Below are 17,176 nucleotides of genomic sequence, written 5' to 3'. Positions count from 1 at the left end.
ATGTCCATTCGATATATCCGGGGCTTAACGGAACGGAAACTTCATACCTTTTCCGCCGGTCAGGCCCTTCAGCTGCTTCAAGGCCTTGTTCTTGCCGCCTTTAGGACCCATCATATCCGAGAACTGTTTCATCACGCGGCGCATTTCGTCAAACTGCTTGATGAGCCGGTTCACTTCAGCCAGCGAGGTTCCGCTGCCGGCCGCAATCCGTTTACGACGGTTGTGATTGATAATGTCAGGCTGCTGCTTCTCCGCCGTTGTCATGGAGTGGACGATAGCCTCGATGCGTCCCATCTGCTTCTCGTCAACCTTGAGATCCTTGGCTTGCTTCATCTTGCCCATGCCGGGAATCATATCCATCAGCTGATCCAGAGGACCGAGCTTCTTCACCTGATCCATCTGCTCCAGGAAATCCTCGAACGTAAATTCGGCATTGCGCATTTTACGTTCCATTTCCTTGGCCTTGTCCGCATCAATGTTCGATTGTGCTTTCTCGATAAGAGACAGCATATCGCCCATGCCGAGGATCCGCGATGCCATCCGTTCCGGATGGAACGGCTCGAGCGCATCAATCTTCTCCCCGAGCGCAGCGAATTTGATCGGACATCCGGTAACCGCCTTAACCGAGAGGGCAGCACCGCCTCGGGTGTCACCATCCAGCTTTGTCAGCACGACGCCCGTGAGCGTCAGCTGCTGGTTGAAGCTTTCCGCGACATTCACCGCGTCCTGACCCGTCATCGCATCAACGACAAGCAGGACTTCATCAGGATTCACTACGCTGTGGATCTGCTTCAATTCTTCCATCAGCTCTTCATCGACATGCAGCCGGCCGGCGGTATCGATAATGACATAATCATGGCCGTTATCTTTGGCATGCTGCAGGCCCTGCTTCGCGATTTCAACCGGGCTTGTCTTGTCTCCTAAGGAGAATACCGGCACATTGATCTGATTGCCGAGCACTTCGAGCTGCTTGATCGCAGCGGGGCGATAAATGTCGCCTGCTACGAGCAGTGGTCGGCTGTTCTGCTTCTGAAGCAGCTTAGCCAGCTTCCCCGAGGTCGTCGTCTTACCGGCACCTTGCAAACCGGCCATCATAATGACCGTGGGCGGCTTATTGCTCTTCGCCAGTTTGGCTTGACTTCCCCCCATCAACTCCGTCAGCTCTTTGTTAACGATGTCGATGATCACCATGCCGGGCGTAAAGCTGTCCATCACTTCCTTGCCGATGGCCTTCTCTTTTACTTTGGATACGAAATCCTTAACCACTTTGAAGTTAACGTCGGCTTCCAGAAGCGCAAGTCTAACTTCACGCATGGCGGCTGTTACATCTTCTTCGGACACCTTGCCTTTACCACGAAGCTTGCTGAACACATTCTGTAGTCTGCTGGTCAATCCTTCAAACGCCATATCCGCCACCTCCGTTCATACTTAATCCCATACTTTTAATCGATCGACCATATCGGTCATTACATGCTTATCATGTTCGTCCAGGTCGCTAGTCTCCACCATTTCCCGAAACTTTTCCAACTCTCGGATACGCGCCTCATGCTTGCTCAGGAGCCCCAGCTTCTCTTCATAAGACTCGAGCACCTGCTCTGCGCGCTTAATATGCTCATAGACGGCCTGACGACTAATCTCAAATTCGCCGGCGATTTCACCAAGGGAAAAATCGTCATGGAAATAATATTTCAAAAAGGTCTGCTGTTTCTCTGTCAGCAGCTGCTCATAGAAATCGAACAGCAAATTGATCCGGTTCGTCTTCTCGAGCCGATTCTCCTGACTCATTTAAGGGCACCCCCTCGTCAAGGAAAAACACTTTACAGTTCGCTTAACGAACCTTATCATACAAAAAACGAAGAAGGATGTCAAGCCATTTCCCTTGTCATCCTTCATCATGTGCAGAAAGCCGTCTTCCCAGCGGTTCAACCGATAGGCAGAAGGTAAATCAGTATCGCAAAAAAGTGGAGAATCGAGCCCGCCAGCACAAACAAATGCCAGATGGCATGATGGTACGGGAAGCCTCTCCATACATAGAAAATGGTACCCAGCGTGTACAGCACACCGCCAAGAACTAGCAAATTCATGCCTTGAGGCGCGACTACCGCCGTTAACGGATTCCAGGCAATGACGATCAGCCAGCCCATCGCAATGTAGAAAATCGTGGAGAGGAACAGAAACTTTTTGACAAAAAATGCTTTAAATACGACGCCGAACAGCGCAATGCCCCATACGATTCCGAAGAGGCTCCAGCCTAGCGGCCCCCGGATGGCGACCAACAGGAATGGCGTATATGTCCCCGCGATAAACAAATAAATGGAGGAGTGGTCCATAAACTCAAAGAAATCCTTGGCTTTCCCGTCCCGCAAGCCGTGAACGAGCGTTGAGCTCAAATACAGCAGAAGCATCGTGGATCCGTAGATCGTAAAGCTCACAACATGCCAGGCCGTGCCCTTCAAGCTTGAAAAAACGATCAGGAGCACCAGCGCGGCAACGCTTAGCGCGGCTCCTATGCCATGCGTTATTGCGTTCGCTATCTCTTCTCTGCGCGGATAAGTGTAAGTATTGGCCATAACAGGTATCCTTTCGCTTGAAATCTTATAGAGGTTATTCAAAAAGTCATCTTTTGATCAAGCAGTACTTGAAGCGACTTTTTGAACCCAACTTATACTTCATTATAAGCTCTGCCTGCATGCAAAATCCAGCGGACCCCCATATCAGCCTCTTGGCGGTAGGAACGCGGTCCGAACACAACAAGAACCTTCTTGGAATTCGAGAACCTTCACGCTCCCTCGTTTTATATGAAAAGATAGGACTGAAACGTCATATTTTAACGCAATATATGGAAAGTTGATAGATTCGTTCCGGCCAGGGGAAAGCTTGTAGAAATCAACCATTTTTCAGCGATTCGGCGCATTCGTCCAATTCTATAAAGCTAGCATTGCATATATTATCCGGAGTACAAAGAAAGGAGGAAACCTCTTGGCTGTCATCATTTATCCGAGAACGATGAACTGGTCGTACATGAAACAGAGACCGCAGCAGCTTATGACGCAATTGGGCTCGCTTGGTCATCAGGTTTTCTTCGAAAACCTGGCCCCGCTCGATAAGGAGTTCAAAGAAATTGAACCGAATGTGTATCTGTTCACCGATACCAAAACGTTTCTGCACAAAAAGCTGCCTGCCCTCCGCAAAGAACATCCCATTGTCGTCTGGACCACCTGGTCTAAGCTCCGGACGCGCATTTCCACGCTTTTCAAGCCCGATATTACGATCTACGACTGTTGTGACGAATTTCCGCATTGGGCAAAATATGAACCGAAAATGATAGACGAGGCGGACCACGTCGTGTGTACCGCAGAGGTGATCCACACCCGGTTGTCCCTGGCTTATCCGGATAAACCGCTCACCCTGATCCCGAATGGAGCTGACTCTTCATTTTTTCATATTTCATTCAGCGAAAGACCCGCCGATCTCCTTCCGGGTCCTGTTGTTGCTTATATCGGAGCCTGGGCATATTGGGTGGACCATGAGCTCTTCGCTAAGGCCGCCCTCCGGTTTCCGAACGTCCACTTCGTTTCCATTGGTGCTCCTTACGGCAGCTCCGGCGATTATTCGAAGCTACCGAACGTGCATATTCTCGGGGAAAAGCCGCACCAGGAGCTGAAGCGTTACCTTACTCATATTGACGTTGCCTTGATTCCCTTCCAATACCATCCGATTACGCTCGCTACCAATCCCGTCAAAGCATACGAGTATATGGCTTCCGGCGTCCGTGTGCTATCAACGGCACTTCCGGAATGCATTGCCATGGAGCCGCACGTCACCACAGCAACGACCCATGATGATTTCTTGGGCAAGCTGGCAGCCATGCTGGATCGCCCCGATTCAACAGAGCACAAACTCGCCCGCATAGCCTACGCCAGAAAGAACCGCTGGGTTGAACGCGGATTGAAAGCCGATCAAGTGATCCGGCAAGCCATCATGGACAAAAGCATGAATGCCCAGTGATCCCTTACGCCACGATTCGTACGCAGCCTTTCGGCTATAGGTCCACCGATGCCGCTTTTTTTCGTGAGCGGGTCATTCAGGAAATCACAGGGACAGACCGCGAGTGGATTTTATGGAGCTGCAGCTTGTCGTTTACCCATCGGGGATCGTCGGCTCCGGTCCCAATGCCGCTTCATATTCCGGACCATGTCGTCTGTATATGTATGAGCGGTGCCCCGATCTATTGGAGAAAAGTCTGGCTGCTTGCCGCCCTCGCCCGCTGGAATGACAGGCTCCCTGCTGCCAGATTTCTGCCCTATGATCTCCTGCCAGTCGATCCCAACCTAACTTTACATCTGGAAGCTGTGCATAACCCTCCGTATCACAAGGAGCTGGAGTATATTCTCCCCATACTTTCTGCAACACGGAGGCAAGAGAGCGCCACCGTCCTCGAAGGGGCTTTATCTTCCAAACCGCCTCAGCAGCCAGAAGTCTCCATTCTCATGAGCATTCATAACATGAAGGACACTTTAGGCTGGAGCATTCGTTCCGTATTGGCGCAAACGAACGGAAACTGGGAGCTCTTAATCGGCGATGACGGCTCAGAGGACGAAAGTCTGAAGGAAGCCTGCGCTTTTCATGACGGTCGAATACGAGTGATAACACAATCGCGTAACCGAGGAAAGGCGATCATGATGAATCGGCTGCTTACGGAAGCAAAAGGTTACTATATTCTGGAATTGGATGGGGATGATTGGCTGGCACCCGATGCGGTTGCTCTCCTATCCGAGGCGCTTGACAAAAATCCGGACGGGCTGATCGCCACGGGCAGATACGGATGCTGGGAACGAACCCGGCAGTTCGGTCCGTTATGGAGAAGGAATGCAGACTCCGGCAAGCTATATTCGATATACTCTCCGTCCCTAAATCGATCGCATGAACACGGCCACCCGCTCGTTCCCCGAATGTACCGCACATCTTCCCTGGTCGCCGTTGATGGCTGGTGGAATCGCGAGGATCGTTTCGGACGCATCTTTGAAGATATCGATGTGACCGCACGCGTTCTTAAACAAAGTTCGCCGATCCGGGTGGATGCGGTGTTGTATCATCGCGTCATTTATGGCGGCAGTACCAGCCAACGAAGCCGCAGCCTCTACGAAGCCTGGTATCAGCAAACCATGCAGGGTTAGCGTTTGAAAAGGAGGTGATACGTCATGCATATTGCCGCTTCCGGCTACTATGGAATGGGAAACTTCGGCGATGATTTGTTTCTTCACACCCTTCGACAAGTATTCCACGAACACCACGTCTATCCTTGGAATTCCCGATTGGATCCCCGTCAGACGGATGCCTTTATCATCGGCGGTGGCGATTTGATTACGCCTTACTCGTTCAATTCGTATTACTTCCCTCCGCAGCTCAAAGGACAGCCTACCTGGGTTTACGGCGTCGGCATCGTCGATGCCTACCCGGAACATACCTGGCCTGAGGAGCAGGTATCCGCCTACCGGGAGTTGATCTCCCAGGCAAAACGCGCGGTGTTCCGGGATGAACGATCGTCGGCCATCGCCAAGCGGGCTGGCTTTCACCGAAACGTCGAAACGGCCCCAGATATGGTATTCGGCTACCGTCAGCCCGACATCCCGGTAAAACGATTCTCGAAGCGTCCAACGATTGGCGTTGTCGTGTTTTCCTATGAATCGTTCCCGATGGATAATATGACCAAATTGCTGGACCATCTTGTCGCAGCAGGCTATCATGCCGTCCTTATTCCGGTCATTCATCATCCGGGGAATGCGTATTCCGATTACAACACATGCCTGCAATTACAGCAGAAGGTAAGGGAGCTAACACCCGGCGCTTCCATTGAAACGCTGCCGTTTCTCATGAATATTGAGCTCACCTACAGTTTCATACAATCCGTGGACTATCTGATCTCGTTCAAGCTTCATCCATCGCTGGCCGCTTTACGCGGAGGCAAACCCGTGCTGGCGCTCAGCACCATGGGCAAAGTGCACAGCCTGTTGAGCTCTTTTCATCTTGGCCAATACTTTACGGATTACCGTCAGCCGCTTGATGTGCTGGTGGATAAAACCGAGAGCTTCCTTAAATACGGCCCTGCTCACGTGCAGCAGGTGATACCGCTGATCCGTGCAGCCGAGAAAAAAAGCACAGCCTCACTCCGCGATTTAAAAAATCACATCGAAGAGCACAACCGTTGATAATACAGAAAGGAGAATGAGTATGTGTTGCTTCCTGTTCTGCAGAAAGCTTGCCGGACGAGTAAAAAAACTAACGCGGCAGGTCGAGCTTCTAAGCCAGGAAACCAGTCAATTAACCGTTAGGGTGGAGTCGCTGGAGAGCCAAGTGCTCACGGGGCTAACCATTAACCCGGAACTGATTCAGTATTTCGAAGTCCGCACCGGTCAACAGGTTAGAGTAAGCACAACGTTTGTCACCTTGGAGGGGATCGTTCTGGCCACCGTCGAAGACGGCGTTCAGCTTCGTGAAGCATCCGGTGACCTTGTGCTGATTCCGTTCGCCAATATTACTTCCGTTCAGTAGTAATCCCCTCAGGGATCTGAAGATCAGATTCAAACTTTCATTTACGGCAAGGAGGTTAACCGAATGCGCTACGTGGATTGGCTGCAAGGATTTATCGGCTCGGAAACCGAAGTAACGGTGTCGGGAGATGTCATCATCGGCACGCTGAACGAAGTGGGCGAGGGAACCATCACCTTAAAAGTACCGCCGATCATCTATGGCCCGCCAACCGATACCGCCATCATCCCGCTTCGCTCGATTGAATTCGTTCGGATCGTATCTTCATAAGAATAAAAATGGATGGCTCTTGGACCGAACAGAACATGAAAAAGGACCGAACGTAAATGTTTCGGTCCTTTTTGTATAGCTGCCCGCTTTCGCTAGACAAGGGCTTAGTCTTGTTGTTCTGCGGCATTCTCTTCTTCTTTGATTAAGCCCGCAAAGAGTGCATGCACAAACTGCTCCGAATCGAAGGTCTGGAGATCCCCCATCTTCTCTCCCAAGCCCACCAGCTTCACCGGCAAATTCAGCTCTTGACGGATTGCGATGACGATTCCGCCCTTAGCCGTACCATCGAGCTTGGTTAACACGAGACCGGTCACGCCGCTCTTCTCTCCGAACAGCTTCGCCTGGCTCAGCGCATTCTGTCCCGTCGTCGCGTCAAGGACCATCAGCACTTCGTGCGGGGCACTTGGAATTTCGCGTTGAATGACGCGGAAGATCTTGTTCAGCTCTTCCATCAGATTCGTTTTGTTCTGAAGGCGTCCCGCCGTATCGCAGAGCAGGACATCCGCCTGCCGCTGCTTGGCAGCTTGAACCGCATCAAACATGACGGCTGCCGGGTCTGAGCCAGGCTGTTGTTTAATGACTTCTACGCCAACCCGCTCTCCCCATACCTCCAGCTGCTCGATCGCCCCCGCCCGGAACGTGTCTCCCGCTGCGAGTAAAACCTTCTTGCCCTCCTGCTTGTAACGATGCGCCAGCTTGCCAATCGTTGTTGTTTTGCCGACTCCGTTAACGCCCACGAACAGGATGACCGTTATTCCGTCCGGATTCTCCCGCAGCTCGTTGCTGCTGTCATCACGGAGAAGTCCCATCAGCTTCTCGGACAATACCGGCTGCAAATCGGCAGCGTCCTCGATCCGCCGTTTCTTCACCTCGGCACGAAGATCGTCCATCAGATCCATCACCGTATTGACGCCGACGTCTGCGCCAATCAGAATCTCTTCCAATTCCTCGTAGAACTCCTCATCGATCTTTTTCCGGCGAATCACCAGGTCCGATACTTTCTCGATAAACCCCTTCCGGGTCTTCTCCAATCCGTCGCGGAACTGTTTTGTTACGTTTTCCGTTTTGCTGGAAATGCTCTCTTTTAACCTCTTAAAAAAGCTCATACGTTCCCTCCATGTCGTTTATGTTAAAGTACGTGTTCAAAAAGGTCGGTTTTCAGCACCAAAGCTTATGCTTCCGATGTGCGTTTTTCCAAAACGCTTCAGTTGGATGAAGCTAGGGACTGAGGAGTGGAGCGTACGTTTTTGGTACGTGAGCACCGGAAGGCCCGGCTGAATTCAAGATTCGATGCCGAGTGCCTTCCTGATTCACTTCGTGATCAAAAACGGGCTTTTTGAACAACCTCTTAAATTAGGCAATCTCCGCTTCCTCATTCTCAAGCTTGACGGATACCAGCTTCGACACGCCGCCTTCCTCCATCGTGACGCCGTACAGCACGTCCGCCTCCTCCATCGTTCCTTTGCGGTGAGTGACCACAATAAACTGCGTTTGTTCAGAGAATTCGCGCAGATACTGGGCAAATCGTACCACGTTCGCTTCATCTAGCGCCGCTTCGACTTCATCAAGCACGCAGAACGGAACCGGCTTCACCTGCAAAATGGCAAACAGCAGCGCCATAGCCGTTAATGCGCGTTCTCCGCCGGAGAGCAACTGCAGATTCTGCAGCTTCTTGCCTGGAGGCTGAGCGACGATATCGATCCCCGTCTCAAGCAAACGTTCCGGATCGATCAGGATCAGGTCGGCTCGTCCTCCTCCGAACAGCTTCATAAACACCGTACCGAACTCGCGCCGGATGGCATCGAAAGTCTGCTTGAAGCGCTTGGACATTTCATCGTCCATTTCCTTGATGACTTGGTAGAGCGTCGTTTTCGCTTCCACCAGATCCGCCTTCTGCTCGCTCAGGAAGAGGTATCTCTCATTGACGCGCTGGTATTCTTCAATGGCCCCGAGATTGACGTCCCCCAGGGAAGTGATCGACCGTTTCAAATCGCGAACTTCGTTCTGAGCGGCCGTGATGTCTTCCGGAATCGGATACCGCTGCTTGGCAAGCTCGTAGCTCAGCTCATAGTCCTCGCTTAACTTCTTCAATATATTTTCAAGCTCCACATCGAGCCGGTTTACCCCAATCTCGGTCTGGCGCAGCTGATCATCCACGGACCGCAGCTGGGTGCGCTGCTCCTTGGTTTCGCTCTCTTCCAGCTCCAGCTTCCGGCTTAGCGCGCTGCGTGCCGCCCGTTTGAATTCGAGCTGCTGCGTGGCTTCTTCCTTCTTCAGCTTGTACTGGTTCAGATCCTCGATCTGCTTCACGCTCTCGCTTTCGTTCTGACTTAGGTCTGCTTGAACGGAGGCCAGCATCGTGCGGTTCTGCTTTTGTTCCTTCTCATGGTTGTCAACATCCGATTGCAGGCGTTTCAGCTGCTCCTCAAGCGAGAAGGTTTCCTGATCCAGCTTTCCTTCGCGAACCTTGAGAGTTGTCAGCTGGCTCTGAAGCTCTTCCTTGGCCGATTCATTTGCTTTCCGGGCAAACTCTGCCGCTTGGATGGCCAGATGGGTGGACTTCTCTTCTTCCTCCAGCTCAGACAGCAGCTTCTGCGCGCGTTCACGGCTTTGCTGAATTTCCTTGGCTTCCTTCTCTTGACTGCTCTTCTCTTCGCCTGCCAGCTCGGCTTGCTCGAGGACGTGACGCAGCTCATGCTCAAGCTGCTTGCGGTCGCCCGCAGCCTGCTGTTCCTCGATCCGTTTGTCGTCTCCGGCTTTGCGAAGCTCGTCCAGCTTATCCTGAGATTCAATCATTTGATTCCGAACGCCTTCAATGCCCTGCTGAAGCTTCTCCAACTGCTTCTCGGTTTCCGAAATTTCCTGATCGAGCTGTTCCAGCTGCCGTTTGCGCCCCAGGAGGCTGTTTGTTTTCTTATGCTGACTGCCGCCTGTCATGGAGCCGCCTGCATTGACGACGTCTCCCTCCAGGGTGACTACGCGGAATCGATAGGAGAATCGCGCCGCGATCTTATTCGCTTGCTCCAGGGTCTCGGCAATAACGACATTGCCAAGCAGACTGCCGACGATGTTGCTGTATCTGGAATCATACTTCACCAGCTCGGAGCCAAACCCTACGAACCCGGCCTCTCCTTCCGCCAAATGCCGGTCGGATGCCGATACGTTCCTTGGACGAATAACGTCCAAAGGCAGAAATGTCGCACGGCCTAACTGGCGCTGCTTCAGGAATGAAATCGCCTGCCTCGAGACGGACTCGTTCTCCATGACGATATGCTGAACCGATGCGCCAAGGGCGGTCTCCATCGCAAGCTCGAGCTTTTCCGGCACGCGAATAAGCTCGGCCACCGCACCATGGACGCCATGGAGCACGGATTTGCGCGAAGCCTTCAGCACTTCCTTAACGCCCAGCATAAATCCGTCAAAATCGTCCTGAAGCTCTTTCATGGTATCGCGGCGGGAAATTTGCGCTTCCCGCTTCTGCTCCCATTTCCGAAGGGCTCCCTGCGTCTCCTCCTGCAGTTTCTGCAGGGACTGATACCGCTCGCTTTCGCTGATGTAACCGCTGCGAAGGTCCGCAATTTCTTTGCCGAAGCGTTCAATGCTTCGATCGATGCTATCTTTGCGACGGAGCAGATCTTCTTTCAGGGCTTCCCATTTGCCGGATTCCTCCTGCGCCCGGTTCATCCGCCGGTCGAGCGCTTCCTGCTGCTGGTCCGCATACCGGATTTCATTCCGCGCCTGCGCCATTTGGTTCATAAGCTCCAGCAAATTCCCCTTCAAGCTCTCTTCCTGCTGCTGGCTGATACCGCCGGTTACGCCAACCAGCTTTGCTTCTTCCGCCGACAGCTGATCCCGAACCTGGGTAAGCTCCTGCTGCAGATCCTGCAGCTTGCTCTTCATCCTCGCGAGCTCCCCTACACGCTCTTCCAGACGATGATCGCCCGAGTGCAAGCTTTCCTCCAGCTGATCCCGCGTACGTTCCAGGTTGCGGCGGCGTTCCTTGAGCACCTCGCCATAGCCCTCGCTCTTCTCGAACAGCTCACTGAATTGAAGCAGCTGACTTTGCAGATCCTCAACTTCCTGCTCCAGCTGGCGCAGGGCCGATCGGTCACTCTCCAGCTTGGCATCATGCGCGGATACTACGGTGGACAAGGCAAGCTGCTCTTCCTTCAGCTGTTCCAGCTTGGCATTGGCCTCGCTCCATGAGGTATGTATCTGTTCGATCTGATACACGTACAGCGAAATTTCCTTGTGCTTCAGCTCCTCCCGGAGCTCCTTGTAGCGAATCGCCTTCTCGGACTGCTCTTTGAGCGGTCCGATCTGATCCTCCAGCTCGGTGACCAAATCATAGATGCGAAGCAGATTTTGCTCCGTTTCATCCAGCTTGCGCACAGACTCTTTTTTACGAGACTTATATTTAACGATCCCGGAAGCTTCCTCAAAAATCCCCCGGCGATCTTCTGATCGTGTGCTCAGAATTTCCTCAATGCGGCCTTGTCCAATGATGGAATAGGCTTCTTTGCCGATCCCGGTGTCCATGAACAGCTCGGTAATATCCTTCAACCGGCAGGACTGCCTGTTAATGAAATACTCGCTGTCCCCGCTGCGGTGCACCCGTCTGGTTACGGTCACCTCGTTAAAATCCAGCGGCAGCACATGGTCCTCATTGTCCAGCGTAAGGGAAACCTCCCCATAATTGACCGCTTTACGCGCATCGCTTCCGGCAAAGATAATGTCCTCCATCTTGCCTCCGCGGAGGGATTTAGCGCTTTGTTCGCCAAGCACCCAGCGGATCCCGTCGGAAATATTGCTCTTGCCGCTGCCATTAGGACCTACAACGGCCGTGATTCCCCGGACAAACTCCATCTCCGTCTTGTCGGCAAACGATTTAAATCCTGCTAACTCGATCCGTTTCAAAAACATATTCGAACTATCACCTCTCCTGCTATTGTACCACAAGTAGAATCGGCTTCACCGCCGTCTTGGGACGAGGCCCATCAACGTTATAAGCAGCTATCCCCTTTATCAAAAGACAGACAACGAAAAGAGCAAAAAACAGTCATCCTATCCGGGTCCGGTTATCCGCTTGACTGCTCTTTGCTCTTTGTTTGTCATCACATCAGCGAAGCTTTAGGCATCCGCACGTTTCAGCTGCTTTAAGGCTACCGCCGCTGCCTGCTGCTCGGCTTCTTTCTTGGATCGTCCGCTTCCGCGTCCAAGACATTCGCTTCCCATGTATACCTCCGAGACAAACTCCCGCTCATGCGCCGGTCCTCGCTCTTCTACGATACGATATTCCAGTGCGCCCATGCCGTGATGCTGGGTCAGTTCCTGAAGCTCGGTCTTATAATCGCTCATCTGCGGACGACCGTTGACGGTCACCGTAGGGAAGACGTGGTCGCTCAAAAACCGGCGAACCGCTTCCAATCCCTGATCCAAATAAAGCGCCCCCACAAATGATTCGAATACGTCCGCAAGAAGAGCCGGGCGGGTTCGACCGCCCGTCATTTCCTCTCCTTTGCCTAGCAGAACGTAACGTCCAAAGTCCAGACTTACAGCGAATTGCACCAGGGAAGGCTCGCATACGATAGCGGCCCGCAGCTTGGTTAATTCGCCTTCCGGACGGTCCGGAAAAAGGTTGTACAAGAATTCGCTGACCGTCAGTTCCAGAACGGCGTCACCCAGGAACTCAAGGCGCTCGTTGTCCTGGCTCTGACTGAAGCGATGCTCGTTTACATATGATGCGTGGGTAAAGGCCTGCTTCAGCAGCATTGCATTGCGAAACTGGATTTGAAGTTTATGCTGTAACTGCTTCAGATCTCCACTCAACACACTGTCCCCTTACTCGGCGTATTTTTTCAGGATAATCGTGGCATTATGCCCGCCAAATCCGAACGAATTGGACATCACGACATCCAAATCGGCTTTACGCGGGTGATTCGGTACGTAATCCAGATCGCACTCCGGATCCTGATCCTCCAGGTTAATCGTCGGTGCAATGGTCTGGTTCTTCAAGCTCAATCCGCAGATAACCGCCTCGACACCGCCGGCGGCCCCAAGCAAATGACCTGTCATCGACTTGGTCGAGCTCACGGCCACTTTATATGCATGGTCGCCAAGAGCCATCTTGACGGCCTTCGTTTCCGAGCGGTCACCCACCGGCGTAGAAGTCCCGTGAGCATTAATGTAATCCACGTCTTCCGGCGCAATGCCTGCGTCGCGGATCGCCATCTTCATGCAGCGGGCTGCCCCGTCCGGATCCGGCTCGGTAATGTGGTGGGCATCGGCGCTAAGGCCGTAACCAAGCACCTCGGCATAGATCTTGGCTCCGCGTTTCAACGCGTGCTCAAGGGATTCGATGACGAGCACGCCGGCACCTTCACCCATGACAAAACCGTCGCGGCCGGTATCGAATGGCCGACTGGCCTTCTCCGGCTCGTCATTGCGGGTCGACATAGCGCGCATAGCGCAGAAACCAGCCATCCCCGTCGGACGAATGGTCGCCTCCGCCCCGCCGCATATCATAACGTCGGCATCGCCGCGCTGAATCAGGCGATAGGAATCGCCGATCGAATGCGTTCCGGTAGCACAAGCCGTCACTTGGGTGGTGTTCGGCCCTTTGGCACCCAGATTGATGGACATTTGGCCTGAGGCCATGTTGGCGATCATCATCGGAATAAAGAAGGGGCTTACACGTTTCGGGCCTTTTTCCAGCAGGATGTTATGCTGATCCTCCCAGGTTCCCAAACCGCCGATACCCGATCCGATGGAAACGCCGACTCGCTCTGCATCGGCATTCACGCCGATATCAAGACCGCTGTCCTCCAGCGCCTTCGAACCGGCTGCCACAGCTAGCTGCACAAATCGGTCCATCTTGCGGGCTTCCTTGCGGTCCATGTAATCCTCCGGGTTGAAATCCTTCATGGACGCAGCGATCTGCGTGGTGTAATCACTCACGTCAAACGCTTCGATGCGGGATACGCCGGACTTGCCTTCCATCAAACTGTTCCAGAATGTATCAAGATCTTGACCAAGCGAGGTCATGACTCCCATTCCTGTTACAACGACTCTTTGTTTCAAACAGACTCACCTCTATATGGACTGCCCGTCCATCTATGAAACCGTAAGGACTCCAGATGAACCCAGGCAGTAATAATCTATCACTTGTTAGAACTAAAGCTTGGATTGAATGTGGAGAAGTCCCGCCTTGCTAAAGAACGGGACTTAACTGTAATGACTTAGGTATGAGATTGTATGTAGTTTACAACTTCACCTACGGTCGTAATTTTCTCCGCATCTTCATCAGAGATCTCCATATCAAACTCATCTTCCAACTCCATCACCAATTCAACTACATCGAGAGAATCAGCTCCAAGGTCGTCTTTGAAAGATGCTTCTAATGTTACGTCGGCTTCGTCAACACCCAGGCGGTCGATAACGATGCGTTTCACGCGTTCCAATACATCGGACATCCGGCTCACCTCCTCTTGGTCATTATACGAGATATGACTTCAAATTGCCATAGAAGGCATTTGAAAACGATTTAGCGCCCGGCGCGTCAAGCGCCGGAACAGCAGCGGCTCTACATGTACATGCCGCCATCCACATGCAACACCTGTCCAGTCATATATGACGCGCTGGAAGATGCTAGAAAAGTCACCACGCCGGCAATCTCTTCCGGCTGGCCCAGACGGGCCAGCGGAATTCCGCCAAGCAGGCTTTCGCGCATGTCCTCGGGAAGTTCCCGGGTCATGTCGGTATCGATAAATCCTGGCGCTACCGCATTTACCGTAATGCCACGGGAAGCCAGCTCCCTCGCGGCTGATTTGGTCAGACCGATGACGCCGGCTTTGGCCGCGACATAATTGGCCTGCCCCGGATTGCCAAGCGCTCCGACAACGGAGGATATGTTGATAATGCGTCCATAGCGCTGCTTCATCATGGGACGCGTCACCGCTTTGAGGCAATTGAATACCCCTTTCAGATTCGTTTCGATCACCTGATCGAACTCCTCTTCCTTCATGCGCATGATTAGATTGTCTCTAGTAATCCCCGCATTATTCACCAAGATATCAATTCGACCAAAAGTCTCTAACACCTGCTTAACCATCGCATCCGCTTCCTCGGTCCGTCCGACGTTCGATTTAACCGCGATCGCCGAAACGCCCTTCGCGCGAATGGCCTCCACAACCTCGGTTGCGGCCGCTTCGCTTCCTGCATAATTGACAGCAACGTTCGCGCCCAGATCGGCAAGTGCGAGGGCAATGCTCCGGCCGATTCCTCGGGAAGCACCCGTAACAAGCGCAGTCTGTCCTTTTAGAGCTTCACTCATACCTGTTCCTCCTTTCCAGAGTGATCCGGTTGGCATCAAAAGCTGTTTAGACAACCGTCTCCAAACTATTGACGCTCTCCAGGCTATTCACATTCATGACTTTGACGGATTTGTCAATTTTCTTGATCAAACCGCTGAGAACGCTGCCGGGACCAATCTCGACGAAAGTGTCCACGCCTTGTGCGATCATCCACTCCACGCTGTCATGCCACAGCACGGGGGAATAGACCTGCTCCACCAGCAAACCGCGGATGGCAGCGGCATCTTCCACCGGACGGGCCGTCACGTTGGCAACCACCGGCACGGAAGGCGCGTTGAACGAAGCCTGCTCCAGTTTGCCGGCCAGTCGCTCAGCCGCCTCCTTCATTAAGGAAGAATGGAAGGGGCCGCTGACTTCCAGCGGGATGGCCCGCTTGCCGCCGGCTTCCTTGACTCTTTCTGCAGCAGCTGCAACGCCTTGAGCCGAACCGGAGATGACGATTTGCCCCGGGCAGTTCATGTTCGCAAGCTCTACGACATGTCCCTCTGACGAAATGCCCTTGCACAGCTCGGCCAGGGCCTCCCGGTCTGCGCCGAGAACGGCTGCCATGGCGCCTTGTCCTCCGGGAACGGCAGCTTCCATGTATTCGCCACGTGTTCTAACGATCGACACGGCTTCTTCGAACGCGAGCACGCCTGCGCATACAAGCGCACTGTACTCGCCGAGGGAATGGCCCGCAACGTAATCCGGCACGATTCCTTTGCCGCGAACGGCTTCCAGATAAGCCATGCTGGTTGCGAGCAGAGCCGGCTGCGTATTGACCGTTTGCTTCAAATCTTCATCAGGGCCATTAAAAATAATGGAGCTGAGCGGAAATCCAAGCTGAGCATCCGCGGTTAGAAATAGATCGCGTGCGGAAGGAACCGCATCGTAGGCGTCTTTTCCCATTCCGACGGACTGAGCGCCCTGACCCGGAAATATAAATGCTGTTTTACCCAAAATCGTTGGCTCCCTTCTCTTCTTTCACTAGTCCTGTTATGTCCATTCGGTTTACCAGATGAGTACGGAGGAACCCCATGTCAATCCGCCGCCAAAACCAACCATCAGCACCTTGTCCCCTTCTTTCAGGCGGCCGGACTCCTGGGCTTCCACGAGCGCCAGCGGCACGGAAGCGGCCGAGGTGTTGGCATACTTGTCAACATTGATGACGACCTTCTCCTCCGGAAGCTCCAATCGCTCCATGGCCGACTTGATAATCCGGATGTTCGCTTGGTGAGGAACGAATAAATCAATATCCTTCTTGTCGATGCCTGCTTTGGATAAGACGGCTTCCGTGGCAGTGCCCATGACCCGCACCGCAAACTTGAACACTTCGCGGCCGTTCATGTAAATATAGTGTTTGTTCGTGTTAATCGTTTCAGCGGACGCCGGCAATCTCGAGCCGCCTGCCTCGATATACAGATGAGCCCCGCCCGCGCCTTCCGCGCCCAGATCAAACGCCTGGAATCCGCGGCCTTCCGGCACTTCGCCGACAATCGCCGCTCCGGCGCCGTCACCGAACAGGACGCAGGTGTTGCGGTCGGTATAGTCGGTAATCCGGGACAAGCAGTCCACCCCGATAACCAGGGCGTTGTTGTACATGCCCGTTTTCACGAAGTTCGTGGCAGTGGCCAGGCCGTATACAAATCCCGAGCAGGCTGCGGACAGGTCAAATGCCGCTGCTTTCTTGGCTCCAAGCCGATCCTGGAGCAAACATGCGGTCGATGGAAAGAACATATCGGGCGTAATGGTCGCCACAATTATCAATTCCAGATCCTCAGCCTGCATGCCGGCGGATTTCAACGCATTCACAGCAGCGTGATAAGCCAAATCCGAAGTCGCTTCGTTCGGCGCGGCAATATGCCGCTCGCGGATCCCCGTCATCGAGACGATCCATTCGTCGCTAGTATCTACCATTTTTTCTAAATCGCTATTGGATAAAATCTTTTCAGGCACGTACTTGCCTGTGCCAATAATACCGACCGGACGCAAATTGTTCATTTCCT

Annotated in this window: 16 protein-coding genes; 5 read left to right on the top strand and 11 right to left on the bottom strand. The window is 53.1% G+C overall.

The window, feature by feature from the left end:
* Positions 1-24 precede the first annotated feature (24 nt).
* The 3 genes from ffh to BMX45_RS01265 all read right to left on the bottom strand — a co-directional run bounded on the left by ffh (position 25) and on the right by BMX45_RS01265 (position 2,570).
* Positions 25-1,407, bottom strand: coding sequence for a signal recognition particle protein (gene ffh, locus BMX45_RS01275; protein ID WP_009594989.1), 1,383 nt, complete (start codon positions 1,405-1,407; stop codon positions 25-27).
* A 21-nt stretch (positions 1,408-1,428) separates the two neighbouring features.
* Positions 1,429-1,785, bottom strand: a complete 357-nt coding sequence (locus BMX45_RS01270; protein WP_090908162.1) for a putative DNA-binding protein — start codon at positions 1,783-1,785, stop codon at positions 1,429-1,431.
* A 137-nt stretch (positions 1,786-1,922) separates the two neighbouring features.
* Entirely contained in the window at positions 1,923-2,570 is a 648-nt protein-coding gene (locus tag BMX45_RS01265) for a PAQR family membrane homeostasis protein TrhA (RefSeq protein WP_015736361.1), read from the bottom strand.
* Between the two features lie 409 nt (positions 2,571-2,979).
* Between BMX45_RS01265 and BMX45_RS01260 the strand changes: the two genes are divergently transcribed.
* From BMX45_RS01260 to BMX45_RS01240, 5 genes are all read left to right on the top strand, one after another.
* Positions 2,980-4,008 (top strand): glycosyltransferase, encoded by a 1,029-nt coding sequence (locus BMX45_RS01260; RefSeq protein WP_090908161.1) that lies wholly within the window; start codon positions 2,980-2,982, stop codon positions 4,006-4,008.
* Positions 4,005-5,177, top strand: coding sequence for a glycosyltransferase family 2 protein (locus BMX45_RS01255; protein ID WP_090908160.1), 1,173 nt, complete (start codon positions 4,005-4,007; stop codon positions 5,175-5,177). The genes BMX45_RS01260 and BMX45_RS01255 overlap by 4 nt, the downstream gene beginning before the upstream one ends.
* A gap of 24 nt (positions 5,178-5,201) precedes the next feature.
* Positions 5,202-6,209, top strand: a complete 1,008-nt coding sequence (locus tag BMX45_RS01250; protein WP_090908159.1) for a polysaccharide pyruvyl transferase family protein — start codon at positions 5,202-5,204, stop codon at positions 6,207-6,209.
* A gap of 16 nt (positions 6,210-6,225) precedes the next feature.
* Positions 6,226-6,552 (top strand): hypothetical protein, encoded by a 327-nt coding sequence (locus tag BMX45_RS01245; RefSeq protein WP_254777914.1) that lies wholly within the window; start codon positions 6,226-6,228, stop codon positions 6,550-6,552.
* Between the two features lie 63 nt (positions 6,553-6,615).
* Entirely contained in the window at positions 6,616-6,819 is a 204-nt protein-coding gene (locus BMX45_RS01240; RefSeq protein WP_009594997.1) for a hypothetical protein, read from the top strand.
* A 104-nt stretch (positions 6,820-6,923) separates the two neighbouring features.
* Here BMX45_RS01240 and ftsY read toward each other — a convergent pair whose 3' ends face one another.
* The 8 genes from ftsY to BMX45_RS01200 all read right to left on the bottom strand — a co-directional run bounded on the left by ftsY (position 6,924) and on the right by BMX45_RS01200 (position 17,171).
* Positions 6,924-7,925, bottom strand: coding sequence for a signal recognition particle-docking protein FtsY (gene ftsY / locus BMX45_RS01235; protein WP_090908157.1), 1,002 nt, complete (start codon positions 7,923-7,925; stop codon positions 6,924-6,926).
* A 247-nt stretch (positions 7,926-8,172) separates the two neighbouring features.
* Positions 8,173-11,742, bottom strand: coding sequence for a chromosome segregation protein SMC (gene smc, locus BMX45_RS01230; protein ID WP_090908156.1), 3,570 nt, complete (start codon positions 11,740-11,742; stop codon positions 8,173-8,175).
* A 207-nt stretch (positions 11,743-11,949) separates the two neighbouring features.
* A complete protein-coding gene (rnc, locus tag BMX45_RS01225) occupies positions 11,950-12,648 on the bottom strand; it encodes a ribonuclease III (protein ID WP_036663972.1) in 699 nt (232 codons plus the stop codon).
* A gap of 12 nt (positions 12,649-12,660) precedes the next feature.
* Positions 12,661-13,899, bottom strand: coding sequence for a beta-ketoacyl-ACP synthase II (fabF, locus tag BMX45_RS01220; RefSeq protein ID WP_090908155.1), 1,239 nt, complete (start codon positions 13,897-13,899; stop codon positions 12,661-12,663).
* 158 nt (positions 13,900-14,057) lie between these two features.
* Positions 14,058-14,291, bottom strand: coding sequence for an acyl carrier protein (acpP, locus tag BMX45_RS01215; RefSeq protein WP_006211375.1), 234 nt, complete (start codon positions 14,289-14,291; stop codon positions 14,058-14,060).
* Positions 14,292-14,401: 110 nt separating this feature from the next.
* Positions 14,402-15,151 (bottom strand): 3-oxoacyl-[acyl-carrier-protein] reductase, encoded by a 750-nt coding sequence (gene fabG, locus BMX45_RS01210; RefSeq protein ID WP_090908154.1) that lies wholly within the window; start codon positions 15,149-15,151, stop codon positions 14,402-14,404.
* A gap of 46 nt (positions 15,152-15,197) precedes the next feature.
* Positions 15,198-16,130 carry an ACP S-malonyltransferase gene (fabD, locus tag BMX45_RS01205; protein ID WP_090908153.1) on the bottom strand — a complete coding sequence of 311 codons (933 nt, stop codon included), beginning with the start codon at positions 16,128-16,130 and terminating at the stop codon, positions 15,198-15,200.
* Positions 16,131-16,181: 51 nt separating this feature from the next.
* Entirely contained in the window at positions 16,182-17,171 is a 990-nt protein-coding gene (locus BMX45_RS01200) for a beta-ketoacyl-ACP synthase III (protein ID WP_009594985.1), read from the bottom strand.
* Positions 17,172-17,176: the final 5 nt, after the last annotated feature.

Origin of the sequence: Paenibacillus sp. cl141a (assembly GCF_900109305.1) — a bacterium.
Classification (GTDB): domain Bacteria; phylum Bacillota; class Bacilli; order Paenibacillales; family Paenibacillaceae; genus Paenibacillus_AQ; species Paenibacillus_AQ lautus_A.
The sequence above is the reverse complement of the archived record's forward strand: the minus strand, read 5'-3'. Positions and strand labels throughout refer to the sequence as shown.

Bases quoted from the DNA above. Each gene is read 5' to 3' on its own strand.
- BMX45_RS01240 (WP_009594997.1), top strand. From the start codon at position 6,616: ATGCGCTACGTGGATTGGCTGCAAGGATTTATCGGCTCGGAAACCGAA.
- BMX45_RS01270 (WP_090908162.1), bottom strand. From the start codon at position 1,785: ATGAGTCAGGAGAATCGGCTCGAGAAGACGAACCGGATCAATTTGCTG.
- smc (WP_090908156.1), bottom strand. From the start codon at position 11,742: ATGTTTTTGAAACGGATCGAGTTAGCAGGATTTAAATCGTTTGCCGAC.
- ffh (WP_009594989.1), bottom strand. From the start codon at position 1,407: ATGGCGTTTGAAGGATTGACCAGCAGACTACAGAATGTGTTCAGCAAG.
- BMX45_RS01265 (WP_015736361.1), bottom strand. From the start codon at position 2,570: ATGGCCAATACTTACACTTATCCGCGCAGAGAAGAGATAGCGAACGCA.
- fabG (WP_090908154.1), bottom strand. From the start codon at position 15,151: ATGAGTGAAGCTCTAAAAGGACAGACTGCGCTTGTTACGGGTGCTTCC.
- BMX45_RS01245 (WP_254777914.1), top strand. From the start codon at position 6,226: ATGAGTATGTGTTGCTTCCTGTTCTGCAGAAAGCTTGCCGGACGAGTA.
- acpP (WP_006211375.1), bottom strand. From the start codon at position 14,291: ATGTCCGATGTATTGGAACGCGTGAAACGCATCGTTATCGACCGCCTG.
- BMX45_RS01250 (WP_090908159.1), top strand. From the start codon at position 5,202: ATGCATATTGCCGCTTCCGGCTACTATGGAATGGGAAACTTCGGCGAT.
- ftsY (WP_090908157.1), bottom strand. From the start codon at position 7,925: ATGAGCTTTTTTAAGAGGTTAAAAGAGAGCATTTCCAGCAAAACGGAA.
- BMX45_RS01200 (WP_009594985.1), bottom strand. From the start codon at position 17,171: ATGAACAATTTGCGTCCGGTCGGTATTATTGGCACAGGCAAGTACGTG.